Raw genomic sequence first — 24,630 nt, 5'->3', positions numbered from 1 at the left:
TGTTTTCCTCTAGGATCTCGAAAAGGCCGGCTTCTGCTTGGCCTTGAAGGCGTCGACGCCGGCCTTGAGATCGCCGGTCAGGGCGATGAAGCCGCTGGCCAGCGCTTCGGTGGCGGCGGCACTTTCCTCGCCTTCGGCGACCGCGATCATCAATTTGGCGGCTTCGGTCGCCAGCGGGCCGCGCTCGGCGATCTTTTCCGCCCACGCCCTTGCTTCGTCGTATGCCTTGCCAGTCGGGGCCACCCGGTCGACGATACCCAGAGCGGGTGCCTCGGGGGCGAGAAAGATCTCGCCGCCGAGCGCCATGCGCCGCACCGTCTGCGCGCCGAGACGGCGCACGGCGCGCTGCGTGCCGGACCAGCCGGGCACGACACCGATCGAAGTTTCAGGGAAGCCTAATTTCACTTGTGTTTCCGCCACGCGGAAGTCGCAAGCTACAGCCAACTCCAGGCCGCCGCCCAGCGCATGGCCGGACAGGACGGCGATGGTCGGCTGCCTGAGCCGCGCCAGCCGGTCGAAGACGCGGTGGCCGTAGCGCACCCATTGCACCTGAAAATCGGCGGCGCTCATCTGCGCCCACGCCTCGACATCGCCGCCGGCGCAGAAGCCCTTGCCTTCGCCACGGATGAGCACGACGCGCACGCCGTCGGCCGCTTCCGCTTCATTGAGCGCTGTTTCGAGCGCGCGAAGCATGGGGATATCCAGTGCGTTGAATTTCTCCGGCCGGCGCAGCGTGACGATGCCGACGGCGCCATCCTGTTCGAAAGTGACGAGAGGCTCAGCCATGCGCGCCTCCAAGCGAGGCGCCGCCATTCAGCGACAGGCCGATCGGTTGATCGCGATAAAGCGCCTCTGGCGTTGTCCTGAGATCCTTGGCAACGCTCAACGGAATTTCCGACTGCGCCAGCACGTCGCGCTGGAGATCGATGCCGGGTGCTAATTCGGTTACCACCAGTCCCTCCGGCGTCAGCCTCATCACGCAGCGCTCGGTGACATAGGTGATGTCCTGTCCCTGCGCCACCGCGCGCTTGCCCGAAAACGAGATGTGCTCGACTTCGTTGACCACCTTCTTGACCTTGCCCTCCGCCTCGATGCGGATGCCGCCATCGGCCAGAGACAGCTTGGCGCCGGCATTGAAGAAGCCGGAGAAGACGATCTTCTTCGCCCGTGCGGTGATGTCGACAAAGCCGCCGGCGCCAGCGGTGACATGCGGGCGCGCCGAAAGCTTCGAGACATTGACCGAGCCATGGCGATCGATCTGCAGGAAGGACAGCAGCGAAGCGTCGAAGCCGCCGGCCTGGAAATAGATGAACTGGTGCGGCGAGGGCATGAAGGCGTCGGCGTTCGACGAACAGCCGAATTTGAAGTCGAGCAGCGGCACGCCGCCGACCGCGCCCTGTTCGATCACCCAGGTAATCTTGCCGTGCTGTCCTTCCTCGAGAAGGATGCGCGGGACATTGGCGGAAATGCCGAAGCCGATGTTGACGGCCATGCCGTCGCGCAACTCCATGGCGACGCGGCGCGCGATCACTTTCTGGACGTTCATCTCCGGCGTGCGGAAGCTCGACAGCGGCCGGAAGATTTCTCCGGAGATGGCCGGGTCATAGGGTGTCAGCGTCGTCTGCAACTGGTCGGGCGCGACGACGATATGGTCGACCAGGACGCCTGGCACGCGCACATCATGCGGTTTCAGCGTGCCGTTCTCGACGACGCGCTTGACCTGCGCGATGACGATGCCGCCATTGTTGCGGGCGGCGAGCGCCTGCTCCAGCCCGCCGAGATAGGCGCCCTCATGCTCATAGGTGAGGTTGCCGCGCTCGTCGGCCGACGTGGCGCGGATGATCGAGACCTGCGGCACGATGGAGCGGAAATAGAGCCATTCCTCGCCGTCGAACTGCTGCACCGAAACGATCGGCTCGCTGGCGGCGGCGTTCATGGCGCAGCCCTGGTGGCGCGGGTCGGCGAAAGTGTCGAGACCGACCTTGGTCAGCACGCCCGGCCGCTTGGCCGCGGCTTCGCGGTGCATGTCGAACAGGATGCCGGACGGCACATTGTAGGCGGCGACCGAATTGTCGCCGATCATCTTCCAGATCTGCGGCGGTTCGGAAGAGGAGGGGCCGGACGGGTAGGAGCCGCACAAAGTACGCTTCAGCAGGCCGGGCTTGGCCAGATGGTCGATGCCTTTGATGCCGTACATGTCCCCGGCTGCGATCGGGTGCAGCGTGGTGATGTTCTTCGGATGGCCTTCCCCGTCGAAGCGTTCGCCGATCGCGGCAAGCACCGCGTCGGGGCAGCCGAGACCGCTCGACGACGACACGGATACGACCATGCCGTCCTTGATCAGGCCCGCTGCCTGCGCTGCCGAAACGACCTTGCTCAATTCGTGCTCCCCGAACCGGCCGTCCTGTTTCGGGTGCGGCGATCGGGGCCACAGCTTTCCCTGACCACGAGATTGACCGCGCCGATATGGTCTTCGGCGCGTGTGGTGCGTGACTGGATCATTTTCAGCATGACATGGGCGGCGCGTTCGCCGAGGCCGGCCGAATCCACCGCGACGCTGGTCAGAGCCGGCATGTAATGCTCGGCCTCGGCCACATCGTCGAAACCGACGATGGCGAAATCAGTTCCCGGCTCAAGCCCGCGCTTGCGCAGCGCCAGCATGGCGCCAAAGGCGACAGCGTCGTTGAAGCAGAGTGCCGCGGTCGGCGGTTCAGCCATTGCGAGAGCGGTTTCGAGGCATGCGATGCCGCCTCTGCGGCTGGTCTCTCCCTCGACGACCAGTGCGTCGCGGTCGGAGATGCCCTGCGTCTCGCAGGCTTCGCGAAATCCGCCAAGCCGATCGTGATAGACCACCAGGTCGGACGAACCGCCGAAGAAGACCAGCCTGCGATGTCCCTTGCCGATCAGATGGGCGGTGGCGAGATAGGCGCCGCGATGATTGTCGGGCGCGATAACCGGAATACGGCTCTCGGGAAGCCGGCGCATGGCGAAGACCACCGGCAGACCTGCCGTCTCGATCCGCCTGAAGGCGCCCGGCGTCGTGCCGCGAGCCGGCGACACGATGAGGCCGGCGACGCCTTGCTCCATCAACGACTTCAGCACTTCTTCCTGGCGTACGGGATTTTCCGCCGTGTTGGCGATGAACGGCACGATACCGGCCGACTGGAAGACCCGCTCCATGCCAACCGCCAGCTCTGCGAAGAAAGGATTGGTGAGATCGTTGATGACCATGCCGATGACATTGGAGTGCGCCTTGCGCAGATTGGCGGCGCCGCGGTTGTAGACGTAACCGACATCCTCGATCGCCTTGCGCACTTTGCTCGCTGTTTCAGGCCGGATCAGCCCGCTGCCCTGGAGCACGAGCGATACCGTCGATTTGGACACGCCTGCTTCGCGGGCGATGTCGAATATTGTCGCCTTGGCCCGGTTGGCCATCCAGATGCATCCTCCCCGATTGCAGGCCTAAACTATTGGAACGTTCTAATCTCTGCTCCGCTCGTGAGTCAATCGGGATTTTTCCCGCGCCTCGAACATCGATTGTGCGTACTCAAATGGCATGTCCTACAAGGCTTTTGTGTTGCAATGCAGCATTCTTGCTGCCGTGGAACCCGAATCCTAAAGGTTCTTGATTTATTGGAACGTTCCATTTAGTAGCGTTGCGAAGGGAGAGATGGATGGACATTTCCTTGCCTGGTGAGGGGGGCGGCAGCACCCGGTACGCGCTGGTCGGCGAACCGGTGCAGCCTGACATCGGCGCGCGATTTTCGCGTATCGCCTATGCCGCCGCGCACGTCGTTGCCGATCCGCTTGCCATGACCGATCCGTGGTCCAGGCCGGTGGTCGACTGGGACAGGACGATGGCGTTCCGTCACCATCTGTGGCGGCTGGGATTCCGCATCGCCGAAGCGATGGACACGTCGCAGCGCGGCATGGGTTTCGACTGGGCAAACGCGCAGGAATTGATCCGCCGTTCGATCGCCGAGGCGCGTACCGTCGATGGCGCCGATCTCGCCTCGGGTGCCGGCACCGACCATCTGGCGCCCGCCGCCGCCAGGACGCTGGACGATGTGATCACCGCTTATGAGCAGCAATTCGCTTTCATCGAAGGGCTCGGCGGCAAGGCGATCATGATGGCCAGCCGGGCACTGGCGGCTGTGGCCAAGGGGCCGGACGACTATGTCAGCGTCTACGACCGCATCCTGTCCCAGGCATCCGGCAAGGTCATCCTGCACTGGCTGGGCGACATGTTCGATCCGGCGCTCAGGGGCTATTGGGGCAGCGAGAATTTCGAGGCCGCGCTCGATACAGTTGTTGCCATCATCGAACGCCATATTGGCAAGGTGGAGGGAATAAAAATCTCACTGCTCGATGCCGGCAAGGAGGTCGCGCTGAGGAACCGTCTGCCGGACGGCGTCGTCATGTTCACCGGCGACGATTTCAACTATCCCGAACTGATCGCCGGCGACGAGAAAAGACACTCGCACGCATTGCTCGGTATTTTCGACGCCATCGCGCCGGCCGCCAACGCAGCGCTGGCGAAACTGGCGGAAGGCGACCGCGCCGGCTTTGACGCGTTGATGGCGCCGACCGTGCCGCTATCGCGAAAAATCTTCGAGGCGCCGACCGAGTACTACAAGGCCGGCATCGTCTTCATGGCCTGGCTGAATGGCCATCAGGACCATTTTGCGATGGTCGGCGGCATGCAGTCGGCGCGCGGCATCCGTCACTATGCCGACGTGTTCCGCCTTGCCGACCAGGCAGGATTGCTCGCCGATCCCGATCTGGCGGTGGCCAGAATGAAGAGCCTTTGCACCGTCGCGGGCGTTTGATTTCGGGAAAGTGCTTCTCAACATCGACGTGACAGGCCAGGAATGCCGGGCGTCCCTAACGTCTTCGCCACAGCCAAAAAGGAGCGATTGCCTCGTCTGGATGAAAAATGGGCTTGGTCGCCCTTCCCAGATCGGCAGGTGGCATCCCTGCGGGATCATGGTGCGTCAGGTCGAGAAGCAGCGGCCCAAGCCGATCCGGATCGACAGTTTCGGCCGACATGGTGTGTGGCTTGTTCTCGTGCGCAACAAGCCAGTGCAGCGCCTGGACCAGTCCCAGTCCCTCAGCTGTCTTGTGCTGCCAGAGGTTGTCACCAACCGAAGACAGGACACGGGCCAGCGACGTCCAGCCTTGCAAGGTAAACATGGCGTAGTGCCTGGGGCGCGTGCGGGACAGTTCCCTGGGTAAGGAGCCGTCGGCTGCGATCTGGGTCGCTAATCTCTCCCGAGCATAGAGGCTGATCTTGGCCAGGGTGGCGCTGTCGCCAAGAAATGTGGCGATCGATGCCCGCTGCAAATCGTAATACGTTCCTTGGTTGTTGTTGCTGCAGAAGGCCGTCGCGGCTGCCGGCGCGGTGTCCAGCCATTCACAGTAGGAACCGAGCCAGGTTCTGAACGCCTCGCGATCCTCGTCGCCCAGTACTCCCGTTCGCTCGATCAGGCGTACGGCATCCAGGAAGAAATAAAAATCCTTCAGCTCAATGATGCCGTGGCCGGCCCCTTCATTGTTGTCGTGGCCCGACCGCACCTGCGCATAGCGCAAATGCGGGTTCATTCTTGTCTTGGGATCGACAAACCATGCGCGAATGAGCCTTGCGGCGTGGACGGCGTAACGTCCACCAAGCACGGTTGCGGCGAGCGCAAGCACGGTTGTGTCGTCGAAGACGCGCTGCAAGCGTGTGCGATCGTAGGTTTCGCTTCCTGCTGCATACAATGCCGTGCCGGGCACGCGTTCGCCGTCGCGCCTGATATAGGGCAGGCCATCGGGTCTGTCGGGGTCGGGCCACCAGTAAGGCGCCGGGTGAAAATAGTCCTGGGGATCCCCGCTGGGGGCTAGGCCGGTCTTGTCGAGCACGCTGAACGGACCGCGGGTGAATGCCTGACCGGCCGCGGTTTCGAGATAGCGCAGGATGGGCCCGTCCTTTACCGCGTGGGCCAGGGCGTCTTCGTCATAAAAAGCCAGGCGGGAGGTATCAAGCCGAGCGGCGACTGCCTTGGCGTCACATTGATCGACCATATCGACGATCGCCTGGTCGCGGCTGACCAGACGCGCGACGAAGCCGGCCTTGCCGATCTCCAGATGCGAACGTCCTGAATCCAGGCGCGCCACCCAGCCCGCCTTCTGGAGCAGCCCGGCATCCGCTGCCCGGACCGGGCGTGGAAAATCCCAGGCGTCGTCGCGGTAGCGATCCCAGGGGCCGGGAACTGCCAACCGCCACAGCATCTCGATTTTTGGCCGCCTTCCGTAGCCATAGTTTTCGTCGAACAGTTGCGTGGTATCGGCTCGAAATATGATCTGCGGCTCTTCCTCGGCCGGCGGCTGGAAGCGCTGGTCCAGCAGAAGCGCATTGTCGACAATGCGCGCCATGGGCACCACAGCGTAGGGAAGGTGCGGGTTTCTCTCGATCGCCGACCGTATCCGCTGGAATGCAGAGCCTGTCAGGTAGCAGTTCCCGTCCCAGGGCATCAGCCATTTTGCCCTGCCGCGGGCAATCGCGAGCGCGGCGTTGCGAGCCCCATTGTTGTTCATCACATAGAGGTTCTTGCTGCGGCGGATGTGCGTTTCGTAACGCGCCGACTGTCCGCTCGCCCGGCCCTTCTCCGAGAATCTGAGGTCGCCGGCAACAAGCTGGTCGACGTCCCAGGATATCTTCCGGTACGCATCGAGTTCGAAGGGGATTGTATGAAAATTCTGGCGGCGGCTTTCGAGCAGGCCGATGATCCGGGCTTCCTCGTCGGTGTCGACTATCCGATTGACGATCCAGAATTTTTCGCAGGCGTCGAAGACCGGTTCATTGTCTAGAATGAACAGCACGTTGTCGAATGACTGGCCCTTGCGGTGTCGCGGTTCCAGATCATTGCCGATGATCCGGACGAGCATGAAGCTGTCGGCAATCTGCGAGATCGGCGACGCCGTGTAAGTCTCGCGGGCGGCTTCGATCCGCTTGCCGAGTTCGCGTCGGTATTCAGCGTTCTGCTTTGCGGAAATGAGCGCGTTGCCCAATGTCGACCACGGCGACTGCAATTGCGTTCGCACACGGTTCAGTTCGCGATGTATCTTCGGCCAGGACAACAGTTTTGCCCTTCCGGACTGTGAACTCATGACGGCACGCAAGGAGACCGGATCCCGATCGCCGCCTCGGGAATGCGCGCAGTTTCGCCAACCATTCCGACTTCGATTCTGGACCATTTCTGAGCGTGAGGCGACCAAGCCCTGAATTGTCCAACGCGATCAATCATGGAAATCGTCTCTCGCCTGCAATGTTGCGAATGTCCTGTTACGGTTCTGCTGCATCGGTCACGGCAGGTTGCCAGGCAACGCCGACAGGACAATGCGATAAATCAAATCCGAAAACCACATAGCATGGCAAATGCCACGCATCGGCGATGCGCCTTCACGCGAAGGCAAGCTCGCAAAAAGATTCCGCCGATGATCGCAATTTTCTTGTGAACCAATTCTCCCGGCGCGCGACCAAGCGATGTGTCCAAACATGGTCCATCAAGGAGAACGTCTGATGTTTACTGTTTCAAGAAACGTCCTTTTGGCCGCCATCGCCGTTTCGGTGCTGGCCGGCTGCAAGACAACCGCTCCCAGGGAGTGCGACAAGCTGAAGCCCGGCGTTACCTACAACGGCAAATGCTGCGGCATCGGCGAGCCTTGCCGCGAAGGCAAGGGCGGCGGCGACAGGCCGGGAAATTCGCCTGATCCAGCGCCGCAATGATCTGATTGCCTGTCGCCCGTTCCGGTCAGCGCCGGGACGGGCGCGCAGCTTCCGCGACGGCGTTTGCGTCCGGCGTCAGGTCTGCCAGGACCGGGTTGCGAAACTCGCCGGCGCCGCCCGCGACAATGGCGCTGCGGCAAATCTCAACGTCAGCTTGTGGCGGCCGCATTCGGCCGCCATTGCATCGAATGCATGAGTCATCTGCCACCCCCCGCACCTCACGGCCCCAGCCTCGTCCGTCCTGCATTGTTGAACCCGACAACCCTTTGCTTACTATACGGTTTTCCAGTCCTTGCCGGCTGCCCCCATGCGTGCTTACTTGTGGTTGTTTTCATTCCGGGGATACAATCATGCGTTTTCTACTTGCTGGCGTCGCCATGCTGTCGTTCGCCGCCACCGCGGCTCTGGCTGATCCAGCTTCGGACTTCAAAAGAGCCGATCAGGCGTTGAACCAAACCTTCAAGCAAATCCAGAAGCGCCTTGCGGATGATTCCGACGGCAAGGCACGGTTCGTGAAAGCGCAGAGAGCGTGGATTGCGTTCCGCAACGCCGAATGCACGTTTCAATCCAGCGGTGACGATGGTGGTTCCGCGGCGCCGATGGTTGCCGCTGCTTGTCAGGCTGAACTGACCAAGGCTCGCACCAGGCAGTTGAAGGCCTACCTGAACTGCCAGGAGGGTGACCTCTCTTGCCCGGTGCCATCAGAATGATCTGGAGTGACAGAATGCCGAATTTCAAGATGAGATATGTGCTGGTCGCGCTTGTGCCGTTGGCGGTTGCTGGTTGCGTCAGCGCTGAGGATCAGCGCGCAATGGATCAGCAACAGTGCTCTTCTTACGGTTACAGGCCAGGAACCAACAGGTTTGCCGACTGCATGATGCAACAGACTTCACAACGTTCAGAAGATGAGCAGCGCTCATTGGATCGCATGGCCGCGCAGGAACAGAGAGACAAGGATCGCAAGGAAGCGCGTCGAAAGAACGACAGCTACATCGACCCAAGGCCGAGTTTCGACAAGGACGGCAATCCGAATTTCGACACTCAAGGCAATTACCAGGGGTGTCACGGCGCGGGATGTTTGGTCGACAATCCAGACAATGACAATGACGATGACCAGTAGGCTGGCTCCGCAAGGCTTGCCCCTATAGTCCGGACCTCAACCCAATCGAGAAACCGTTCGCCAAGCTCAAGCACTGCATGCGGCGTTGCGTCAGGTGGCCGCGAAGGCAAGGGCAGCGGCGACAGGCAGGGAAATACGCCCGACCCAGAGCCGCAATGATTTGATCGTGCGCGCCGTCCTGGCTCAGCCGGGGCGGTTTCGCGCCAAGGAGCTTGCCCGTGGTTCCAGCCAAAGCTCTGTGTGCAAAACACCTGAGGGAATTCACCGGCATCTACCACGCTGGTGGAGGCGATGGCGCGTCAACAGCCATGGACGACTACAAAGGCGCTCTGGCTGAAAAGGCCAGTTGACCGCGGGCATTAGGTCATCGTCTGCAAGCGCCGGCCTCAGCTTGATTGGCGCTTCTCCCCCAACAAGGCTCGCAACTGCGGCAACGCCGCTTGCGCCACCGCCTTTGGTGGCTGCGTGAACATACAAGGCGGTTCAGTAGCGCCTAGAAGGCAGGTCTTTTGCCAATCCTCTGTGATGGACCAACAATTGCCGCAGACACGGGGCGAAATATTGATATTGTTCGGGTAGGCGTAATAGCCGATCGGCGTGGGACCGAAAACCACACAACACGGCGTCCCTACACAGCTTGCGATGTGAACAAGCCCCCCCTCCATGTCGAAATGCATGGACGAGTTCGCAACAACGGATGCGATTTGCGGCTGTGTTGTCTTGGAAGAAAGATTGTAGTCAGCCGAACTAAGGGTACCTCCTATCACGCCGACTTGAACAACTGCGAGACTTGGCAGCTGCAACTTCACTTCCTTCATGACATCATCCAAGAACGGATAATCGCGCGTAGTCCGAGGGCGGCCTGACTCCTCGCTGAAGGAATTGTGGACGGTAATGTAGGGTTTGCGATCCAGTCCCACGCTTTGAAGCAAAGATGCATCCTGGGGTAACGGATATTGATGACCGCCAAAGGGCACACCGCTGACATGGTTCAGAAAGGTGTCACGCCCCACGTTCTGAAATTGGGCTAAAAGTGCAGGATGAAAGTCCAAGTGTGGATGAGCTTTAATCGCATGCGAAAGTGTCTTCCGATACGGTGCGATGTTCTGCAGCATTGCTGCAAGCTTTGGCCACCGTTGGGCAGCGGCAGAATCCAAGTGCACAACATCTACCGTGTGCGTGATCTGCAAGGCTAGAAGATATCGGTTCGCGACCCAATTGAATACGCGTTTGGGAGCTTCAATGATACTCACATTCGATAGCGGCTCGTAGAGCCAGCCCATCCCTCCCGTTACGGAATAGACGTCGATCTTTGCGTGACCAAAGTGGCTCAGTAGATCGCGAATAAATCGCACTGCCACGATATGGTCGCCCATGCCGCCTGTTACACGAATAGCAATGCTGTCTCGTCGTTCTACGTTGACCACTAGATGAAGTGCCAACGCTGCATTCTTGAAGCCGTTGCGCGTCCTGCGTGCAAAGCGCTGAAGACCTCGATCTTGAATACTCATGCCGACATTCGAAAAGTTTTCGCTGAACTGCTCTCGTCATTTATCGGCATCTTTTCTCTTGCTCCCCCGTTTAGCTGTGATGCTCTTAGTCGGGAAAACGCTCCGGATCAAACGGGCATGCCCTGTTGCTCCAAATGCCGACAATTTCAATGATCGCTGCACTCCTGCGGGCACTCCCGAATCGCGTGCGATCGGGAGCTTCACGAACTGGCTGGACTGCTGGCGCTCAACAGGATCAATCTGCTTGCGAAAATGGATGGACCGTTCGAGACGGTGGATCATGAGGCAGCGGCAACGCTGACGCGGCTGGAAGCGCGTTGATGCTGCCGGCAAACCCAACGCCTGATCAGTGGCCAACGAAAATAGAAGACCTGGTGACGGGAGAGATAGGCCGGATTACGCTCCTCATGCATCCCCTGGATGCCTCACCAGCGAATGCTCAGCGTTACCATTGATCTTCAAGAGGATGGTGGGCGTGACAGGGATTGAACCTGTGACCCCTGCAATGTCAATGCAGTGCTTTGTTTGTTTTCATTGCCTAATACGCGCCAACAGAGCGTGAACGGAACAAAAACATTCAAACGTATCTGTGCCATTTCTGTGCCAACAATCCCATCTTCCTCGACGGAGTTTCACCGGGCGGGCAAAGGTGGCGGAGCGGGGAGGCGTCACCGTCAGGTACTGGTGCGGAAAAGGGCTCTACCGAAATAGCCGGAAAAAGAGAAAGCCCGCTGCCTGGCGGGGGGCTTGGGGTTTTAGGCAGCGGGCTTTTAGCGGGGTCCGGGGAGTTGCATGGACCCATGTCGACGATGCGCCCGCGCAGTGATCGAGACCTTAACCGGACGCCGACAATTTTAGCAAATGAGCGCCAGCCTGTGGATACGCCCCGGCAGCAACCCTTTCGAAACCATAGCGACAGGAGCAGTTTGCGCGCCTTGATCGACGGGCGGATGGTCGATGAAAGGGGGAAGTCGAGATGACCGAACACAGCTTCGTTCCATGCAGATCGTTCGTGGTGGTCCCGCCGATCGGCGCCAGGTTTGACGACCCGTTATTTCAGATGCGTATTGAGGATGAGCTGAATGTCGAGTTCTTCGGCTTTCAGTTCGTGATCTCGACACAGGGGTCTGATCGCTTCAAAGAATTTATGTTGATCCCAATGCTAGGCAAGGCCGGGGACAACGTGACCGAAGCGCTGGCGGCATATCCTGACATGGAAACGATAGCGGAGATTGCTACTTTTCTGGCCCGCTATGAATTGGACGCTCCAAGCCGATTGCACTGAACGATCCTTTTTCAGTGAATATGTCCGACCAGGCGTGCGTACTCGGCTTCGGGCTTACCATAAGATCCGTTTGCCATCTCGATGAGACCAGCCCGGTCACGGATGATGACCTCACCGCGGTTCGACCGGATCAGCCCGCGTCCCTCCAATGTCTGCAGCGCGACCGTGACGCCCGGCCTTCTGACTCCGAGCATCACTGACAGGAACTCATGTGTTATCGCCAGCCGCTGGCCGTCGACGCGGTCGCCACACATCACCAGCCACCTCGCCAGGCGATCCTCCAGTTTCAAACGGGCATTGATCAGCCCGGTGAAGCTCGCCTGGATGTAGAAGTAGTGGACATAGCGCAGCAGGAAGGGCCGCAGCGTTGGGCTTTCTGAAAGCACCGAGGTAAACGAGACAACGTCGATGCTAAGAACCTCGGCATCCAATTGAATGTAGCAATCATGCGCCGATTGTTCGTCCCCCATAACGAACGCAGAGCCGGTCATCCCTTCGAAGCCGATCATTCCGACCTCCGCGTCAACATCTGTTCGAAGTTTCGCCACCACCGAACCGATCCCGCTTTCAAAGAAGTAGACGGCCTTGATCGGAACGTTCGCCGTTTCGAGCTGCGTCCTGAGCCCCAGAAATTGGCGGTGCAGGTGAGGTTTCAACAGTGCGATGTCAGTTGGGGACATACGCCGCAACAGTTCATTTCGATAGGTATCATGCTGGATTTCGATCCGCTGGGTGGTGTCGAGATCATTTGGCGTGACGAGTGGGGCTTTGGACTGAGTCATAGCTTCGTCTCCCTTCTGGGGCGGAAGCATGATCTTCGCTCACAGCCGGCGATGCCCTGAAAAGTTGTCGCCGATGACGCGAACGTACTCCTCCAGGCTCTGAGAGTCGCGGAATTTCTCTGCCGAATGTACGATTATAACCTTTCGGCGCACTTCATTGACGTACTCCGGAAGAAGGTGTCGGATGAATGATGCTCATGACCCCGTCAACGGGCCGCTTGGAAATGCTCCGCCGCGAAGGCAAGGAATTGACTCACCAGGCGCACCTTCTCCGCAGTGAATGCGAGGTCTCCCGCACGCAGTTGGCCCACTCGTGCGCCGAACTTAGGGAGATGGTCGAAAAAGCTAAGACCCGTAGTGGCGCCATATTGGAACGCTATGAAAGACACGAATAGAGCCGGCCGCCCCTTATCCCGGCGCTTGTGTCGGCTGGATGATTACGGGCGAACGGGACTTGTTGATAAGAAAACCGGCGGTTAGCCAAAAGCCGACAGTCATAAAGAACAGGACCGCAAAGGCTACGAACAAAACTCGCATGCGGCGGAATATACCACGCCGGAAACGAAAAAGCCCGCCACCTTTCAGTAGCGGGCTTTCCAAAACTGCAATTCACTTGACTAATCGATAGTCCCGGATGAGCTGGGCGCCGCCGTCACTGACGACAGTCGCTCACGCTTCGTGAAAACGGGCTTCTGATAGATCTTCTTCATCGACATTCCCCTTTGCCAATCCGCAATGTGTCACTCTTTGCCTGCGGACGGGCAGCGTGTCAATCGAGCGACAAGAAGCCCGCCACCTTGCGGCAGCGCTTAGCGACTGCTGCCATTTGTTGCCTCCTAGCGGCCGAGCGGTAGCCGGGAGAGCGACACCAGTTCGGACTCATCGGTCACGCCGGCCATGAAGTTCGCAATGATCCGGGATGCGATGGCGTCGCGGGCATCCGTCGACTGGCCATCAAGCTTCAGTTGCTCGAAGACACGGCCCAACAGCGCCAGTTCCGATGGCTGCAAGACACCGGCTTCAGTCGCTTTCCGTCGAATTGGCATTGATCGTACCTCCCCGAAGGTCCGGGTAGAATGCCGCAGAGTCCCTCTAAACGCAAAACCCCGCCGACTGGGGGTCGGCGGAGCCTTGTCGGCGCTCAGGTGCCCGTTGAGGGTCGGGCATGTCAAAACCGCTCCACGGCCAGGATCGTTCCCCTCTGAAACAAAAAAGCCCGCCNCCTCGCGGCAGCGGGCTGGTTTGAAGTGTCGCTAGGGATCACCCAGCGGTACTAAAGTACACCCGCCTCGCCAAAAGGCAAATGTTAGATAAGGCTAATGGATGATTCGGATCCTGGGGGCCTAGCCGTGTCATATCAAATCCGAGAGTATCTTGCCGGCCAGGTGATTGCGGAATACCGCACAGAGGCTCCGACATCCTATCGTGCCGCCGAACAGGCTACGAAAAGGGTCGTGACGCTCCACCGATCTGGAAACTACTTCTTGGAGGTGACCGACGAGAGCAACGGGAGAGTGTTCGCCTACCAGTACGCCGACTTGCTTTACTGAGAAGGTTCGCCACCGTTCGACGCTGTTGGGTGTTGCTGATTGAGCAGTGTGGACAGTGCCGTAATGATCTGGGGAGGGAAGAACGGCTTGACGATCATCACGCTGTCTGGGACGCCTTCAGAGCCCCATGAAATCACACCATCGCCGCTGATGTAGACCACAGGCAGGGTTGGGTTGCTTCGCCTTGCATGCCTGGCTACTTCCCAGCCAGTTTGTCCAGAGCCGAGACGGATGTCCGTAAGGAGGCCGGCGAACTTGTTCGGATCCTCATCAAACGCCTTTACGGCGGCTTCGGCACTCGACACTCCTACAACGAGAAAGCCAGCGTCCTGCAAAGCTGTTTCAAGGTCGAGCAGGATCAAGAGTTCGTCTTCGACGACCAGAATAGCCATTTCGCTCATGAAGCACCCCTCTCGGCAGCGCCTTTAACGGAGCGAGTGAGCTTTAGTTCCATCCGTGGCACAGCGGAGAACAGTCAGCGGTTCCAACGCCGATAAATGTTGTCGTGCGGGCCGACATCGACCACGGCATATAAATCTTCAGCGTCCTTGCGTAGAATGACCCGGTCACCCTTATGTGGGTCGATAATGTAGTACCCAGGCGCCCCGACAAGTGAACGGAAATCAAGGCTGGGTAATGCCGGCTCTGTCATGAACTTCTGAAGTGCTCTGGCGACGGCACGTTGCCGGTCGGGAGGCAGGCGCTTAAGCTCCCGCTCAAACGTCTTCTCGACCGTTATCCTCATTCGGCGGCGACTGACAGAAGGTACTTTTCTAGCTCGTCCGGGTTATCGAAGGTTGGACCGCCTCGAGACTCTGGATCTAGCTCGGCGCGGTGCGCCCGCATGAACAGTGCGTAGTCCAGGCGTGCGGCGACAGTTCTTTGCAAATAAGCAAGCAGCCGATCGTCAACCTCTTTAAGCACGCGGCCGGCGGTCGCCGACATCCGCGCTGCGGCCTTTTGATCGCGCTTGAATGACTTCTGCATGCGCGCAATGTCTTTGGCCTCCGACAGGGCATTGGCCTCGTACGCATCGATGAAAGTGCCGATTATCTGTGCGCCGACCTCCGATTCCTCGCCTGCTCGGAACCCATTCCAAAGATTACGCTTCACCGCCACTCCCTCGACAATCCAAGCGTCAAGGTCCGCTTCGAGTTGGGCAATTTGTGCCAGAGATTCCGAACGAAACTTTATCCCGTCCGCTTCGAATGCAGACACGGGGGCGCGCAGAGCAGCCGTAGGCTTCCACAGCATGTGTCGAATTACGTCCCCAAAATCCTGGGTAGCAGCGATAGCGGTCATGAACGATAATATAGACGATGAGTGGTGAGTAGTCACGGCCGGGCAGATCATGAGCCAGCCAGCGTCTTCCGACGCAGGTCGTCAAGCTCCCGCTTCATGTCTTGGATCACGTCGCGTGTTCCATAGACAGAGCCAAAATCCTGCCGAAGTTCGTCTAGCCGGCGGTTGAAGTCGGCGGCTTGCTGATCATAGGCGCGGTTGCGTTCCATCCATTCGTTGCGGTCGACCGTGCTGGTTCGCAACTCGACGACAGCAGCCTCCATGCGGTTGCGATCCTCGATGCCGCGCTGGGCTCGCCAGTCCATTTCTTGCCTTGTGACCGTGTTGGCGGCGAGGCTCTGAATTGCCTTGCTCGTCTCGCTGGTGAGGCTCTGAATAAGACGGCTGGTCTCGATGTCCTGTGCCTTCAGGTCGTTCGTGCTTTCCCGAATCGGCCAATAGACGAGCCCGCCCAAAACAACGACCACCGACACCATGACACCCAGCGCCTGCCATTGCGGTCGGCTTCGTTCGGCGATCGAGGTGTTGAGCGTGGTGAAACGCTCATCCATTTTCGTCAAGAGCGAGCTAACCGACGCGTTTACGCTGGTGAACTGCTGGTTCACCTCACGACGGAAGTCGACGAAGCCGCTTTCCAGATTGGCCGTACGCTGTGACAGGACGCCGACCCTTGTATGGGTGTCCTCCTGCACTTGATTGTTGCCGTTTGCCATGTCGTCGCTCACCATCTGCCCCGAAGCCCTATAAACGCACTGCTATTGAGTTCAGATGCGGCCGAGCAGCATCAAGATCAGGACGGTGGCGAGCACCAGGGCGACAGCGCCACCGGGGGCCGGTCCCCAAGTCGCGGAATAGGGCCAAGTCGGTAGGGCGCCGACCAGTACGAGGATCAGGATGATGATCAGGATTGTTGCGATAGACATTGCACTGTTCTCCTACTGAAGTTCGGCCCGGCGCGCGGCGCTGGCCTTGGTGTGGCGGTCGCACTCGGCGGCCGTGTAGAGCTTGACGGCGCACCCCGGCGCCATCGTGCGGTCGATCTTGTTCTGATCCTCGACTGTCTTGCCCTTGGCCCCGGCGAGGCTGTTACCGACCGCCGCCCGGAGGGCTGGAACACCGTTCACGCCGGAAGTCCCACAGCCCGCCAGCAGAATTGCAGTCGTCAAAATTCCGGCTGGCATCAATGCCTTTGCGGATCGCATCCTGATTGTCCTTCTCGATCTTGGCGCGGACCTCGTCGGCGCCCTTTTGTTTGGCGAATTCGTAGACCCCGAGCGCCGCGCCCGAGGCGATCAAGGCGATGGCCGCCCAGCCGATGACGCCGCCGACCAGGCGCGAGACGCCAAGCCGGTCGACAAGAAAGGTGATGAGCAAGCTCATTGGCCGAGCCACCAAAAGAAGATGATGCCTTCGACCGCGCCGAGCCCTACAGCGCCGGCCGCAGCGCCCAGCAGGAAGGCGATCAAGGGCTTCATGGGCGCGCTCATGCCGGCACCGTTCCCAGCGCTTCAGCAAGGCGCTTTGCTTTGCGATTGGCGTACCAGCGATAGCCAAGCCCACCAATGGCTAGCACCGCGCTTGCGAGCGCCACGACCACAACCACCTTGCCGATCCACTCGCTCGTGTAGGACAACGGCGAAAGCTGGTTCTGCAGATCGTAGAGGTAGCCAGACAGACCGAGGCCGCCGGTGCCAGCGCCTGTTGCCAAGTCGGCCGGCGCGGTCGAAGGTGCAGCATTGGCGTCCTCGACAACGGCTTTTGCCTGGCCGCCGTCGACAAAGTTGGCCGCCTGCGGTATCTCGCCCGTCGCCCAAGCCTTACCGATCGCCCGGACCTCGGCAACACGTGCCGTCCAGCCCTTGCCAAATGTCGGGAACGTCCCGAGGTGGCGCAGGAAGTTCATTCGTGCATCGCAGATCCGGTCAATCAGCGCGTCATTGTTGTTGATCGCTTTCACCGCGGCAATCGTGCCCATGCCCATGACGCCGTCGATACGTCCGGTGTAGACAGGCCGTAACGCCTGCTGAAGCCACATGATCGAGCGGCCGGGACCGGAGTTCACGCCGCCGTCAAAGACGACATAGTCGACGCCGTCGGGCAGCAGATCGCCTTTCACGGCATCCCAATACTGCTTGTCGTAAATGTCGTTCAGTTCGTCCGTGGTCAGGCTCTTGACGGATCGGACCGCCAGACCTTTGCCCCGACGATAGGCGTCATAGACCCGCTGGGTCACCCCTTTCATCGTAGGGCCACCGGGATCCTTTTTGTTGTTCGAATAGCCGCCTTCGTGCGCAAGCACGCGGGCAAGCGATTCCTTTTCACGGGAAATTGCCATGGCAGTTCCTTTCAGTTTTAGAATTGGCTAATGATCTGGATGGGTGCGGGGATTTGGGCAGATGAAAAGCTTCAAGGTCGAGGCGATGCACGGCGACAAGGCGATCAGCAGCGCCTTAGTCGAAGCGCAAAGCCATGTTCATGCCTTGGTGAAATCCATCCGGAAGCCACTCAAACCAGGTCGCACGCCGGGCAAGCCGTGGATCCGCGTCACGGATTTGGCAAACCTCAAAGCTAGTGAGTTTCAGAAGGTGGATTAGAGATCTGCCGCAGCAGCGAAGAACTGGTCAACTTGTTCTTCGGTGAAGCCGAGCGCGGCGAAGCCAGCCGCCATCATCGGTTCCGAACGCACGAAGGTGCTGCTGTATTGGAACGAGTCCTGCACAAGGGGATTTTGCGCGGCGACCCATCCTGTCACCGCGGCAAGCAGCCCGGATTTCCGAAGCTGCATGCGGAACTGCCGAGCGGAAACCCTGTCAGGCGGGGGGATAGGCTGGGGTATCGGCGGCGAGAAGCCTTGCCCGTCAAACAGGTAGCCTGGGCATACCTCATCGGGAGCTTCAACGAACCCTTCTGGCTCCGCGCCGGACCTGTCCGATTGGAGGACAACGCCATCTCCGACAAGCACGAAATTGGTCATTACGACCTCCAAAATTTGAGGCGGGAGTAAATTTCGATGTTGCCAAACGCAGCAGCGTCACCAAAGCCGTCGCCGCCTCGGCTGACCCCGACCCGATGCTCCAGTCGGTAGACATGCGCAGCAACAACCGGCGCCCCGCCATAGCTGGTGGACTTGGCCGAATCGTCCGCGTTCCCGCTGGCGCCATACCCAGCAACAGTGCCGCTGGTGACATCGAAGAGGCGCGTCTGATGGTTGTTGTTGTCGTCTTGGCAAGCTGGAGCAACCCATTCACACCAGCCAGACACGCTAACGGTAAAGTTGGGGTCGGCTAGCGTGACGAGGTTCTGCGGGTCCCGCACCTTTGTATTGAGCGTGCGGATGAGCCAGGAACCGGCTGTAGCCGTCCCACCATCCACTCCCGACGCTTTCTGATCTTCGATGACTACATCAGGAACGCCATTGCCGCCGCCCCATTCTGGAGCGGTCGCGCCGGCATTCATGCGCAACGTCTGGCCGGCCGCTCCTTTTGCAAGCCTGGCTGGCAGCTTGGCACCGGACAGGTAAAGGATATCGCCGGCTGCGGTCGAGGCCGGGATCGGCACGAATATCTGGGTTGCCGCTCCATCGCCAACGGCAATCACGTTGTCGTCGGTGTCCCACTGAATTCGGCCTTCCGCCGTCGGCGTGGGCGCTGCGCTCTGTTCCAGCGTCAGAGCTGGTTGCGTCAGCGTGTTGCTTACGGCAACGCCACTCGCGCGCTGATAGTCCCGAATGCGCCAGTTGCCGCCCCCAAGCGATTGCGCCATGGCCGTGTCGCCGGCCGCCGTGACGATGTTGGCGGCACCAGGCAGGATCAGGCTGGTGGCATTGTGGGTGAGCGTCGAGCCTCCGGCAAATGTCAGAAACCGCAGAACGCCGGATGGGACCGTTCCGAAGGCGGTAATCGTCGCCGTGCCGGTGATGGCGACGGAAACACCGGTTGCCGTCGCAAGGTCGGTGGTTGCGGCCGACGCGATGTTGCCGCCGACAGCATTGAGTTTGTCCAATGCGCCGACGGCCGTGTTGGCACCGGTACCGCCAGCCGGGACCGGTCGTGCAGCATTCAGGTCGGACAGCAGGTCCGCACGGAAAGCATTGTACTTCCCGGAATCAATGGGCGTGTTGGGAATCGCGTTGCCATTGGCCGGCCACGACATAATTCCAGAGCCGTCACGGGGCATTGGCATTCTCCATGGCAAAGCGCCCGCTCGACTCATCGGGCGCGGCGCGTCATGATCAGGGTTTGGGGATGGGGAGCGGTTCGTGGACGTTAAACGAGCACCGAAATTCGTCACACTGGCCAGCAGTCGCGCCAACGTTGAAAATCGGACAGTTGAATTGCTTTTCGGCAGCGTGGACGGTGGCGCTTACGCGGTCGAGTTAGCACCCACGTGATCACGCCGATGCTTGTGACCATAATTGGCCATGCCACAGACCTTCTTGCCAGCCTCCCTGAAGGTCAGACACTTCCGACCCAGGCGCTGGTGGCGACGAAGGTTGAGATTGCGATGAACCCTCATGGGGATCTTGCTTGGAAGATGACGCTGAAATCTGGATTGGAATTGGTTTACGAAATACCCAAGGACGAGTTCCGGGCGCTGGATGCCACAATTGCGGCGATGCGTGAGTTGATGGATCGCAAGACGCACTGACGACATCTTCCGTTTTCATCCGACTTCTCCTATGTTCGCTGCCCATGCAGCAGATCGACCACAATCCGAAAGAGAGCCGGCCGACCAACACCATTTGGTGGGTGTTGGTCGCGATCCTCGCTGTCAACTGGATCGGCTATTTGTACTTCAATGCTGCCGATGTCTGGGCCTTGGCCGTTGGTGGCGGTACCGGCTTGATCTTCGCTCTGTGGGCGATCGAGATCAGCGGTAACAAATGGCCGTTCTCACCGCCTGGCCGCCGTTGAAGATCCCAGATTGTTGAGGATCGATGCCACGACAGCGCGCCGGCCGGCCTTCGCCGACTGACTTTCGGCGCCAGCCGTCAAAGCCTGCCGCGCCATGCCGGGATCGGTCTGCATGAGCGCTTCGCCAACCTTCGAAAGCACGCTCGGCGGCAAGCCCTTGGCCTCATTCAGCGTCTTCGCCAGCGCTGCGGTAATCGTGCCCCAGGCATCGCCCCTCATGAGCCGCGCCATGACCTGCGGATCGAACTGAGCCATGTCGGCGGCGTCGGCCAGATTGTCGGCCGTCCGCGATCCACCGGTTGCAGCGTTGCGGGTTTCGAACATGGTCTTTTCGCGGCCGAGCTGGTTCCACAATCGCGGCCCGCGACCTGGTGCCGTTACGACAGGGAATTCCATTCCGGTTGCGTCGGAAATGAGAGGGCGCGACTTGTCGACGCCGACGGCGGCCGATTGAGCCTGCTCGATAAGTGGGTTTGCATAGCCGACGCGGAAGGCTGCCTGCTCTTCGGGTGTCATGGCGTTGTAAACGTCGATGGTGTCGGGCGCGCGGCCTCGCGTGGCAGCGGTCTTGCCGGCGCCAACCGCCTCGATACGGCGAGACGCGGCTGCATATGCGTCTCGCGCGGCGGCATAGGGCGGGGATGCATCGGCCAAAGCGTCGTCGAGGACGTTTTTAACCTGCGTTAGATAGTGGGCGCGATTGCCAGCACCTTGGTTTGTCGCCTTCTGGATCATGTCGTCGAGTTCGAACTTGACCCGGTGAACGCCGTTGAAATCGGTGAGGTTTGACCGCCCATCACTCAGCATCGAGCGGACCCGCGAAAGCGAGCCTTCAATACTGTCATTGGCGATCTGGTTGTTCGGACGGGCGATTGAATGGACACCAGGCGTCAAGGTTTCGTCGATCCTGGCCAGAGTGGGCGAGATGTCGACCGGCCCAGCATTCCTCCGCGCCTCCGCATAAGCGGCATTAGCGGCGGCGCCTCGGGCTCCGGTCAAGGTATCCACACGCTGTGCAGCCGTATCTGGCGCGTCGAAAGCCTCTGTCAGCGAATTGACGATCCGGCGGCCCTGTCCCGCCTGACGGGCGTTCAGCGCCTCGACGACGGGCTGGCGAGCCTCGTTCGGATTGCGCACGACAGTCGATAGCAGGCGCTGCCCAGACTGTCCCATAGCATCCGCGACAGTGAACACCGGCTGATTTTCGGCGCGGGCGTCGATCAGCGCTTGCGTGATGTCATCAACGGTCGAACCCGAGCGCTTCAGGCCCTCACCAAGCGCAGCATTCGCATAAGTGTCCGGTCGCAACCGGGCCATGATCGGCGCCACAACAGGTTTGACTAAGTTCGCCGCGCCAGACACAGCTAGAGGCGTTACGCCACCTGTCACCGTGCCTACGGCGGTGCCGAGGAGGCCCTTTTTGGCCCTATCCTCAAGCCCCTCTCCGCTACCAAAGCCGGTGATCCCGCCAAGGATTGACCCATCTGCCGCACCGCCCGCCGCGATGCGCAGCAGTGGCGCGCCGGCTTCAGCCGCACGAACACCGAACGACAGACCGCTTTTTGCCATGGCCGCGCCACCGGCAACGCCGGCCGCTCCCATGCCGGCGATGTACGATTTCGGATTGTCGTCATAGGCCTGCTGCTGATCGCCGCGAATGTCCTTCAGCGCCTGGTCGTATGTCGTGCCGCTACGGCCGGGAAGTTTCTCGATCGCAGAAACAAGGCCGGCCGCTGCTTCATCGCCGAACCCCATGCCGGCCATATCAGCGGCACCCATGCCGGCCGAGCCAAGCTTCCCATACTTATGCATTTCGCCAGTCTTGGGATCATAGCCGGGGACGCCAGGATCATAGGCCGGAACACCCGCCGGCTGGTTCGTCGCCGGGTCTACCTTCGGCGCCATACTGCCGGCGATTTCCTCGACGGTGGCGCTTTGCTGCTCGGGCGAAAGCTTCAAAAAGTCGTCTGAAACCGTCACCCGCTTTCCACCGATGTTGAGTATCGTCACTGCTCAATGCTCCAGTCGATGCCGGTGGAGGTCTTTTTCGAACCCGCTGGCGCTTCATCTTGAATATCGCCGCGATTGTTCTTGATCGCCTCGACCATCGTATGAATGCGGGCCAGCTTGTCGTCGATCGAGGGTTTCTTCTCGCCAACCCTCGGAATAAGGGTGGCAGACAGGTTCTCGACCTCGCCCGGTGTCGCCGTCGCGCCGGACACGCTGTAGAGGTAGGACGCAACGACGGTGCGAAGCGAGTTCGCGGCCTGCTGGTATTCCTGTGTCGTGGCATAGTCAGCGCCCACCGGAAGGTTTGACCAAAGCTGATTGCTCGGGTCTGACATCGCGCCGAAGGTCTGATCGATCCGCTCAACTTCGGGCTTCACGACGGTGTAAAGCTGCTGGTTGCGCTGCTGAGCCTCGTTAGGCGCCTTTTTGAGCGACTTCGGATCGGTCAGCGGAATCATGCCTGGCCGCGCTTGCGACTGCTGCTGCTGTGGCGATGCGGCAGGCGGCGCTACAGTGCCGGGAGCGGCCGGCGCGGTGATTGGCGCGGCCGGAGCCGGAACGCTCTGCGCAGGGCTCGCCTGTGGCACGGGCGACGGGGTGACAGGCTGGGCAGGGCCGCCGCCAGCAGCCTGACCAAACACGCCCTGCGGCGTCATGAAGATGATTTCTCCATTCGGTCCGGTGATAGTCTTGCCGGCGCCGACCTGAGCGGCTTGCTCTGGCGTCAGCTTGCCATTCTTGATCAACCAGTTGAGTGATTGGCCCTCAACGGACTTGCCGTCGAAGATGTCGCCGGACGTGGCGCCATTGATAGCCTTGGTCTCGCCCGAGGTGGGATCAAACAGCGTGTTGTCGTCCAGCTTCTGCCACTGCTTGGGTGGCGCCGCCAGCGACTTGCGCGCTGCTTGGATCTGGAGTTGCCGCAACGGGTCCTGTTCCTGCATCCGCTGCTGAAGCATCATGTTCGCCATGGCCTTCTGCTCGGGCGAAGCCCAAGGATCGGCGGCAACTTGCATTATCTGCTGAACCGACGGGCCGGCCTGTCCCGGCTGGATCGCGTCGGCGCTGCCACCAGCAATGACCGGCAAGTCATCTGTCTGCGGCTGTGCCTGGGCCTGCTGCTGGGGCGCCAAGGCCTGAGCGACCTTCTGGACGGCCGGAGAGACCGGCGCGGCCTGCTGGGGCTGCTGTGCGCTTGCAAGGGCTTGCACGACCGGAGACGGGGCCGCTGCGGCTGCTGGGGCCGGCTGATTGGCCGCGCTAAGAGCCTGCACGACGCCACCGGCGCCCGACAGAGGCGTTTTGTCCATCATGGTACCGAGGACGCGCTGGCCGGCTGGTGTTACAGCTTCAGGCCCGCCGACCTCGCCGGGTTGTGGCGCCGGTGCGGCTCCAGAGGGCGCAAGATCCTCGCCGGGGCGGTTCATCGCTTCCCACTGCTGCTGTGTCATGCCGTTCTGGGCATACTGGGGCGGCATGGGGCGCGCCGTGGCCGTCGTTACACCAGCGGAGGGATCGAGCGATGCGACCTGAACAGGCTGCTGTGCCTGCTCTGTGGCGGCGACCTGTGTGGCCTGGGCCGGCGTGGCCCCCGCGCCAAGCGCTCGCTGATAGGTGGCGACGAACCGATCGGTGTTGGTCCCCTGCTCAATGCCGCCCGGAAGACTGGTCCAGATCGGGCTCAACACTTGGCCGACTTGGGCGATGGCGTTCGGATCACCCGACTGCAGGACAGTATCGATGTCCTGTCCGGTCTTGGCCTTGTAGGTTTCTGCGGCAAGGTTCCATGCGGCCTTGTCCTGATTGATCGGGGAGAAGTCTGGCAAGCCGAGTTCCTTCGCCTGTTCATCCCAGGTCGAGCCAAGAAACTGGTATTTGCCCGCCGCCGACGACGTGCGCCCGGCATTCGGCCCGGTTTGGATGCGCACTGCCTGATTGGGATGGCGGGAGAAGTCATCGAACTTGCCGCCTCCATAGATGACGTCATACCGACCCCCGCTTTCGGGTCCGGAAATCGTGTTGAGCAATGCCTTCTGATAGGGCTTTGCATCGGTCCACGCGAGCTGATCACCGCCATAGTCCGCGGCTTCGCCGACTGAGGCTGACGAAGCAGCATCGCTTCCGGTCGCCGAGGGTGCGGCCGGGAAGGAGCCGGCATTGAGCAGATCGCCAAACGTCGATTTTGCCCCTGCCTGGCCGGCCTGCTCTGCCGTATCAGCGCGCCGGTTGAGCACGTTCATGACGATGCCGTCGCCAAGCGCGTTCAGGCCCTCGCCGAGGTTGCGCGGAGTGCGCGACGAAGACATGAGCGCTTCGACAACGGCGCGCTGCTTGGCAACGGATGCCGGCGTTTCCTTGCTGGCATCGAAGATGAAGGACAAGGCCATTG

The 24,630-nt window shown here is 60.6% G+C and carries 26 protein-coding genes; 8 read left to right on the top strand and 18 right to left on the bottom strand.

Annotated features, from left to right (window positions below):
* Positions 1–9: 9 nt before the first annotated feature.
* From MESCI2_RS0116905 to MESCI2_RS0116895, 3 genes are read right to left on the bottom strand one after another with little or no spacing between them, the layout of a single operon-like run.
* Positions 10–786 carry an enoyl-CoA hydratase/isomerase family protein gene (locus MESCI2_RS0116905; RefSeq protein ID WP_027037609.1) on the bottom strand — a complete coding sequence of 259 codons (777 nt, stop codon included), beginning with the start codon at positions 784–786 and terminating at the stop codon, positions 10–12.
* Positions 779–2,380, bottom strand: a complete 1,602-nt coding sequence (locus tag MESCI2_RS0116900; protein WP_027037608.1) for an acyl CoA:acetate/3-ketoacid CoA transferase — start codon at positions 2,378–2,380, stop codon at positions 779–781. Before MESCI2_RS0116900 ends, MESCI2_RS0116905 begins: the two co-directional genes overlap by 8 nt.
* Positions 2,377–3,435: a LacI family DNA-binding transcriptional regulator gene (locus MESCI2_RS0116895; RefSeq protein WP_027037607.1), complete on the bottom strand. Its 1,059-nt coding sequence runs from the start codon at positions 3,433–3,435 to the stop codon at positions 2,377–2,379. The genes MESCI2_RS0116900 and MESCI2_RS0116895 overlap by 4 nt, the downstream gene beginning before the upstream one ends.
* A gap of 239 nt (positions 3,436–3,674) precedes the next feature.
* Here MESCI2_RS0116895 and MESCI2_RS0116890 point away from each other — a divergent pair, with 239 nt between their 5' ends.
* Positions 3,675–4,829, top strand: a complete 1,155-nt coding sequence (locus MESCI2_RS0116890; protein WP_027037606.1) for a dihydrodipicolinate synthase family protein — start codon at positions 3,675–3,677, stop codon at positions 4,827–4,829.
* Between the two features lie 55 nt (positions 4,830–4,884).
* Here the strand turns inward: MESCI2_RS0116890 and MESCI2_RS0116885 are convergent, their stop codons facing one another.
* The gene (locus tag MESCI2_RS0116885) at positions 4,885–7,119 is read right to left on the bottom strand and encodes an alginate lyase family protein (protein ID WP_245270375.1); all 2,235 of its coding nucleotides are present in this window, start codon (positions 7,117–7,119) and stop codon (positions 4,885–4,887) included.
* A gap of 442 nt (positions 7,120–7,561) precedes the next feature.
* Here MESCI2_RS0116885 and MESCI2_RS0116880 point away from each other — a divergent pair, with 442 nt between their 5' ends.
* From MESCI2_RS0116880 to MESCI2_RS0116865, 3 genes are all read left to right on the top strand, one after another.
* Positions 7,562–7,768 (top strand): hypothetical protein, encoded by a 207-nt coding sequence (locus MESCI2_RS0116880; protein ID WP_027037604.1) that lies wholly within the window; start codon positions 7,562–7,564, stop codon positions 7,766–7,768.
* A 350-nt stretch (positions 7,769–8,118) separates the two neighbouring features.
* Positions 8,119–8,478: a lysozyme inhibitor LprI family protein gene (locus tag MESCI2_RS0116870; RefSeq protein WP_027037603.1), complete on the top strand. Its 360-nt coding sequence runs from the start codon at positions 8,119–8,121 to the stop codon at positions 8,476–8,478.
* 14 nt (positions 8,479–8,492) lie between these two features.
* Complete coding sequence (locus MESCI2_RS0116865; protein ID WP_027037602.1) at positions 8,493–8,888, top strand: hypothetical protein; 396 nt, start codon at positions 8,493–8,495, stop codon at positions 8,886–8,888.
* Between the two features lie 386 nt (positions 8,889–9,274).
* Here MESCI2_RS0116865 and MESCI2_RS0116860 read toward each other — a convergent pair whose 3' ends face one another.
* Positions 9,275–10,399, bottom strand: a complete 1,125-nt coding sequence (locus MESCI2_RS0116860) for a glycosyltransferase family 9 protein (protein WP_155936627.1) — start codon at positions 10,397–10,399, stop codon at positions 9,275–9,277.
* A gap of 976 nt (positions 10,400–11,375) precedes the next feature.
* Here MESCI2_RS0116860 and MESCI2_RS0116850 point away from each other — a divergent pair.
* The gene (locus tag MESCI2_RS0116850; RefSeq protein WP_027037600.1) at positions 11,376–11,684 is read left to right on the top strand and encodes a hypothetical protein; all 309 of its coding nucleotides are present in this window, start codon (positions 11,376–11,378) and stop codon (positions 11,682–11,684) included.
* Between the two features lie 11 nt (positions 11,685–11,695).
* Here MESCI2_RS0116850 and MESCI2_RS0116845 read toward each other — a convergent pair whose 3' ends face one another.
* The 9 genes from MESCI2_RS0116845 to MESCI2_RS0116780 all read right to left on the bottom strand — a co-directional run bounded on the left by MESCI2_RS0116845 (position 11,696) and on the right by MESCI2_RS0116780 (position 17,653).
* The gene (locus MESCI2_RS0116845) at positions 11,696–12,364 is read right to left on the bottom strand and encodes a Crp/Fnr family transcriptional regulator (RefSeq protein ID WP_050596582.1); all 669 of its coding nucleotides are present in this window, start codon (positions 12,362–12,364) and stop codon (positions 11,696–11,698) included.
* Between the two features lie 938 nt (positions 12,365–13,302).
* Entirely contained in the window at positions 13,303–13,512 is a 210-nt protein-coding gene (locus tag MESCI2_RS0116830; RefSeq protein ID WP_027037597.1) for a hypothetical protein, read from the bottom strand.
* Between the two features lie 497 nt (positions 13,513–14,009).
* Positions 14,010–14,417 (bottom strand): response regulator, encoded by a 408-nt coding sequence (locus MESCI2_RS0116820; protein ID WP_027037595.1) that lies wholly within the window; start codon positions 14,415–14,417, stop codon positions 14,010–14,012.
* Between the two features lie 340 nt (positions 14,418–14,757).
* Positions 14,758–15,270 (bottom strand): hypothetical protein, encoded by a 513-nt coding sequence (locus MESCI2_RS0116810; protein WP_027037593.1) that lies wholly within the window; start codon positions 15,268–15,270, stop codon positions 14,758–14,760.
* A gap of 95 nt (positions 15,271–15,365) precedes the next feature.
* Entirely contained in the window at positions 15,366–16,031 is a 666-nt protein-coding gene (locus MESCI2_RS0116805; RefSeq protein ID WP_210164813.1) for a hypothetical protein, read from the bottom strand.
* A gap of 51 nt (positions 16,032–16,082) precedes the next feature.
* A complete protein-coding gene (locus MESCI2_RS1000000136940; protein ID WP_081738767.1) occupies positions 16,083–16,241 on the bottom strand; it encodes a DUF3309 family protein in 159 nt (52 codons plus the stop codon).
* A gap of 12 nt (positions 16,242–16,253) precedes the next feature.
* Entirely contained in the window at positions 16,254–16,442 is a 189-nt protein-coding gene (locus tag MESCI2_RS1000000136170) for a hypothetical protein (protein WP_245270373.1), read from the bottom strand.
* Positions 16,405–16,698, bottom strand: coding sequence for a hypothetical protein (locus MESCI2_RS0116790; RefSeq protein ID WP_032900899.1), 294 nt, complete (start codon positions 16,696–16,698; stop codon positions 16,405–16,407). The genes MESCI2_RS1000000136170 and MESCI2_RS0116790 overlap by 38 nt, the downstream gene beginning before the upstream one ends.
* 103 nt (positions 16,699–16,801) lie before the next feature.
* Complete coding sequence (locus tag MESCI2_RS0116780) at positions 16,802–17,653, bottom strand: glycoside hydrolase family 108 protein (RefSeq protein ID WP_027037589.1); 852 nt, start codon at positions 17,651–17,653, stop codon at positions 16,802–16,804.
* A 61-nt stretch (positions 17,654–17,714) separates the two neighbouring features.
* Here MESCI2_RS0116780 and MESCI2_RS0116775 point away from each other — a divergent pair, with 61 nt between their 5' ends.
* Entirely contained in the window at positions 17,715–17,912 is a 198-nt protein-coding gene (locus MESCI2_RS0116775) for a hypothetical protein (protein ID WP_027037588.1), read from the top strand.
* Here MESCI2_RS0116775 and MESCI2_RS1000000138840 read toward each other — a convergent pair.
* Positions 17,909–18,292: a hypothetical protein gene (locus MESCI2_RS1000000138840; RefSeq protein WP_245270371.1), complete on the bottom strand. Its 384-nt coding sequence runs from the start codon at positions 18,290–18,292 to the stop codon at positions 17,909–17,911. The genes MESCI2_RS0116775 and MESCI2_RS1000000138840 overlap by 4 nt on opposite strands.
* A complete protein-coding gene (locus MESCI2_RS0116765; protein WP_155936625.1) occupies positions 18,292–19,494 on the bottom strand; it encodes a hypothetical protein in 1,203 nt (400 codons plus the stop codon). The genes MESCI2_RS1000000138840 and MESCI2_RS0116765 overlap by 1 nt, the downstream gene beginning before the upstream one ends.
* A 210-nt stretch (positions 19,495–19,704) precedes the next feature.
* On the opposite strand from MESCI2_RS0116765, the gene MESCI2_RS0116760 reads away from it, so the two are divergent.
* Together MESCI2_RS0116760 and MESCI2_RS0116755 are read left to right on the top strand one after the other, a co-directional pair.
* Complete coding sequence (locus MESCI2_RS0116760; protein WP_155936624.1) at positions 19,705–19,965, top strand: hypothetical protein; 261 nt, start codon at positions 19,705–19,707, stop codon at positions 19,963–19,965.
* Between the two features lie 44 nt (positions 19,966–20,009).
* Complete coding sequence (locus tag MESCI2_RS0116755; RefSeq protein WP_027037584.1) at positions 20,010–20,231, top strand: hypothetical protein; 222 nt, start codon at positions 20,010–20,012, stop codon at positions 20,229–20,231.
* Here the strand turns inward: MESCI2_RS0116755 and MESCI2_RS01000000134825 are convergent.
* Entirely contained in the window at positions 20,211–22,241 is a 2,031-nt protein-coding gene (locus MESCI2_RS01000000134825; protein ID WP_050596576.1) for a hypothetical protein, read from the bottom strand. The two genes, MESCI2_RS0116755 and MESCI2_RS01000000134825, sit on opposite strands and share 21 nt — an antisense overlap.
* Positions 22,238–24,628 carry a glycoside hydrolase family 24 protein gene (locus MESCI2_RS1000000136165; protein ID WP_050596575.1) on the bottom strand — a complete coding sequence of 797 codons (2,391 nt, stop codon included), beginning with the start codon at positions 24,626–24,628 and terminating at the stop codon, positions 22,238–22,240. The genes MESCI2_RS01000000134825 and MESCI2_RS1000000136165 overlap by 4 nt, the downstream gene beginning before the upstream one ends.
* Positions 24,629–24,630: the final 2 nt, after the last annotated feature.

It is taken from the genome of Mesorhizobium ciceri WSM4083, assembly GCF_000519305.1.
Lineage (GTDB): Bacteria > Pseudomonadota > Alphaproteobacteria > Rhizobiales > Rhizobiaceae > Mesorhizobium > Mesorhizobium ciceri_B.
The sequence above is the reverse complement of the archived record's forward strand: the minus strand, read 5'-3'. Positions and strand labels throughout refer to the sequence as shown.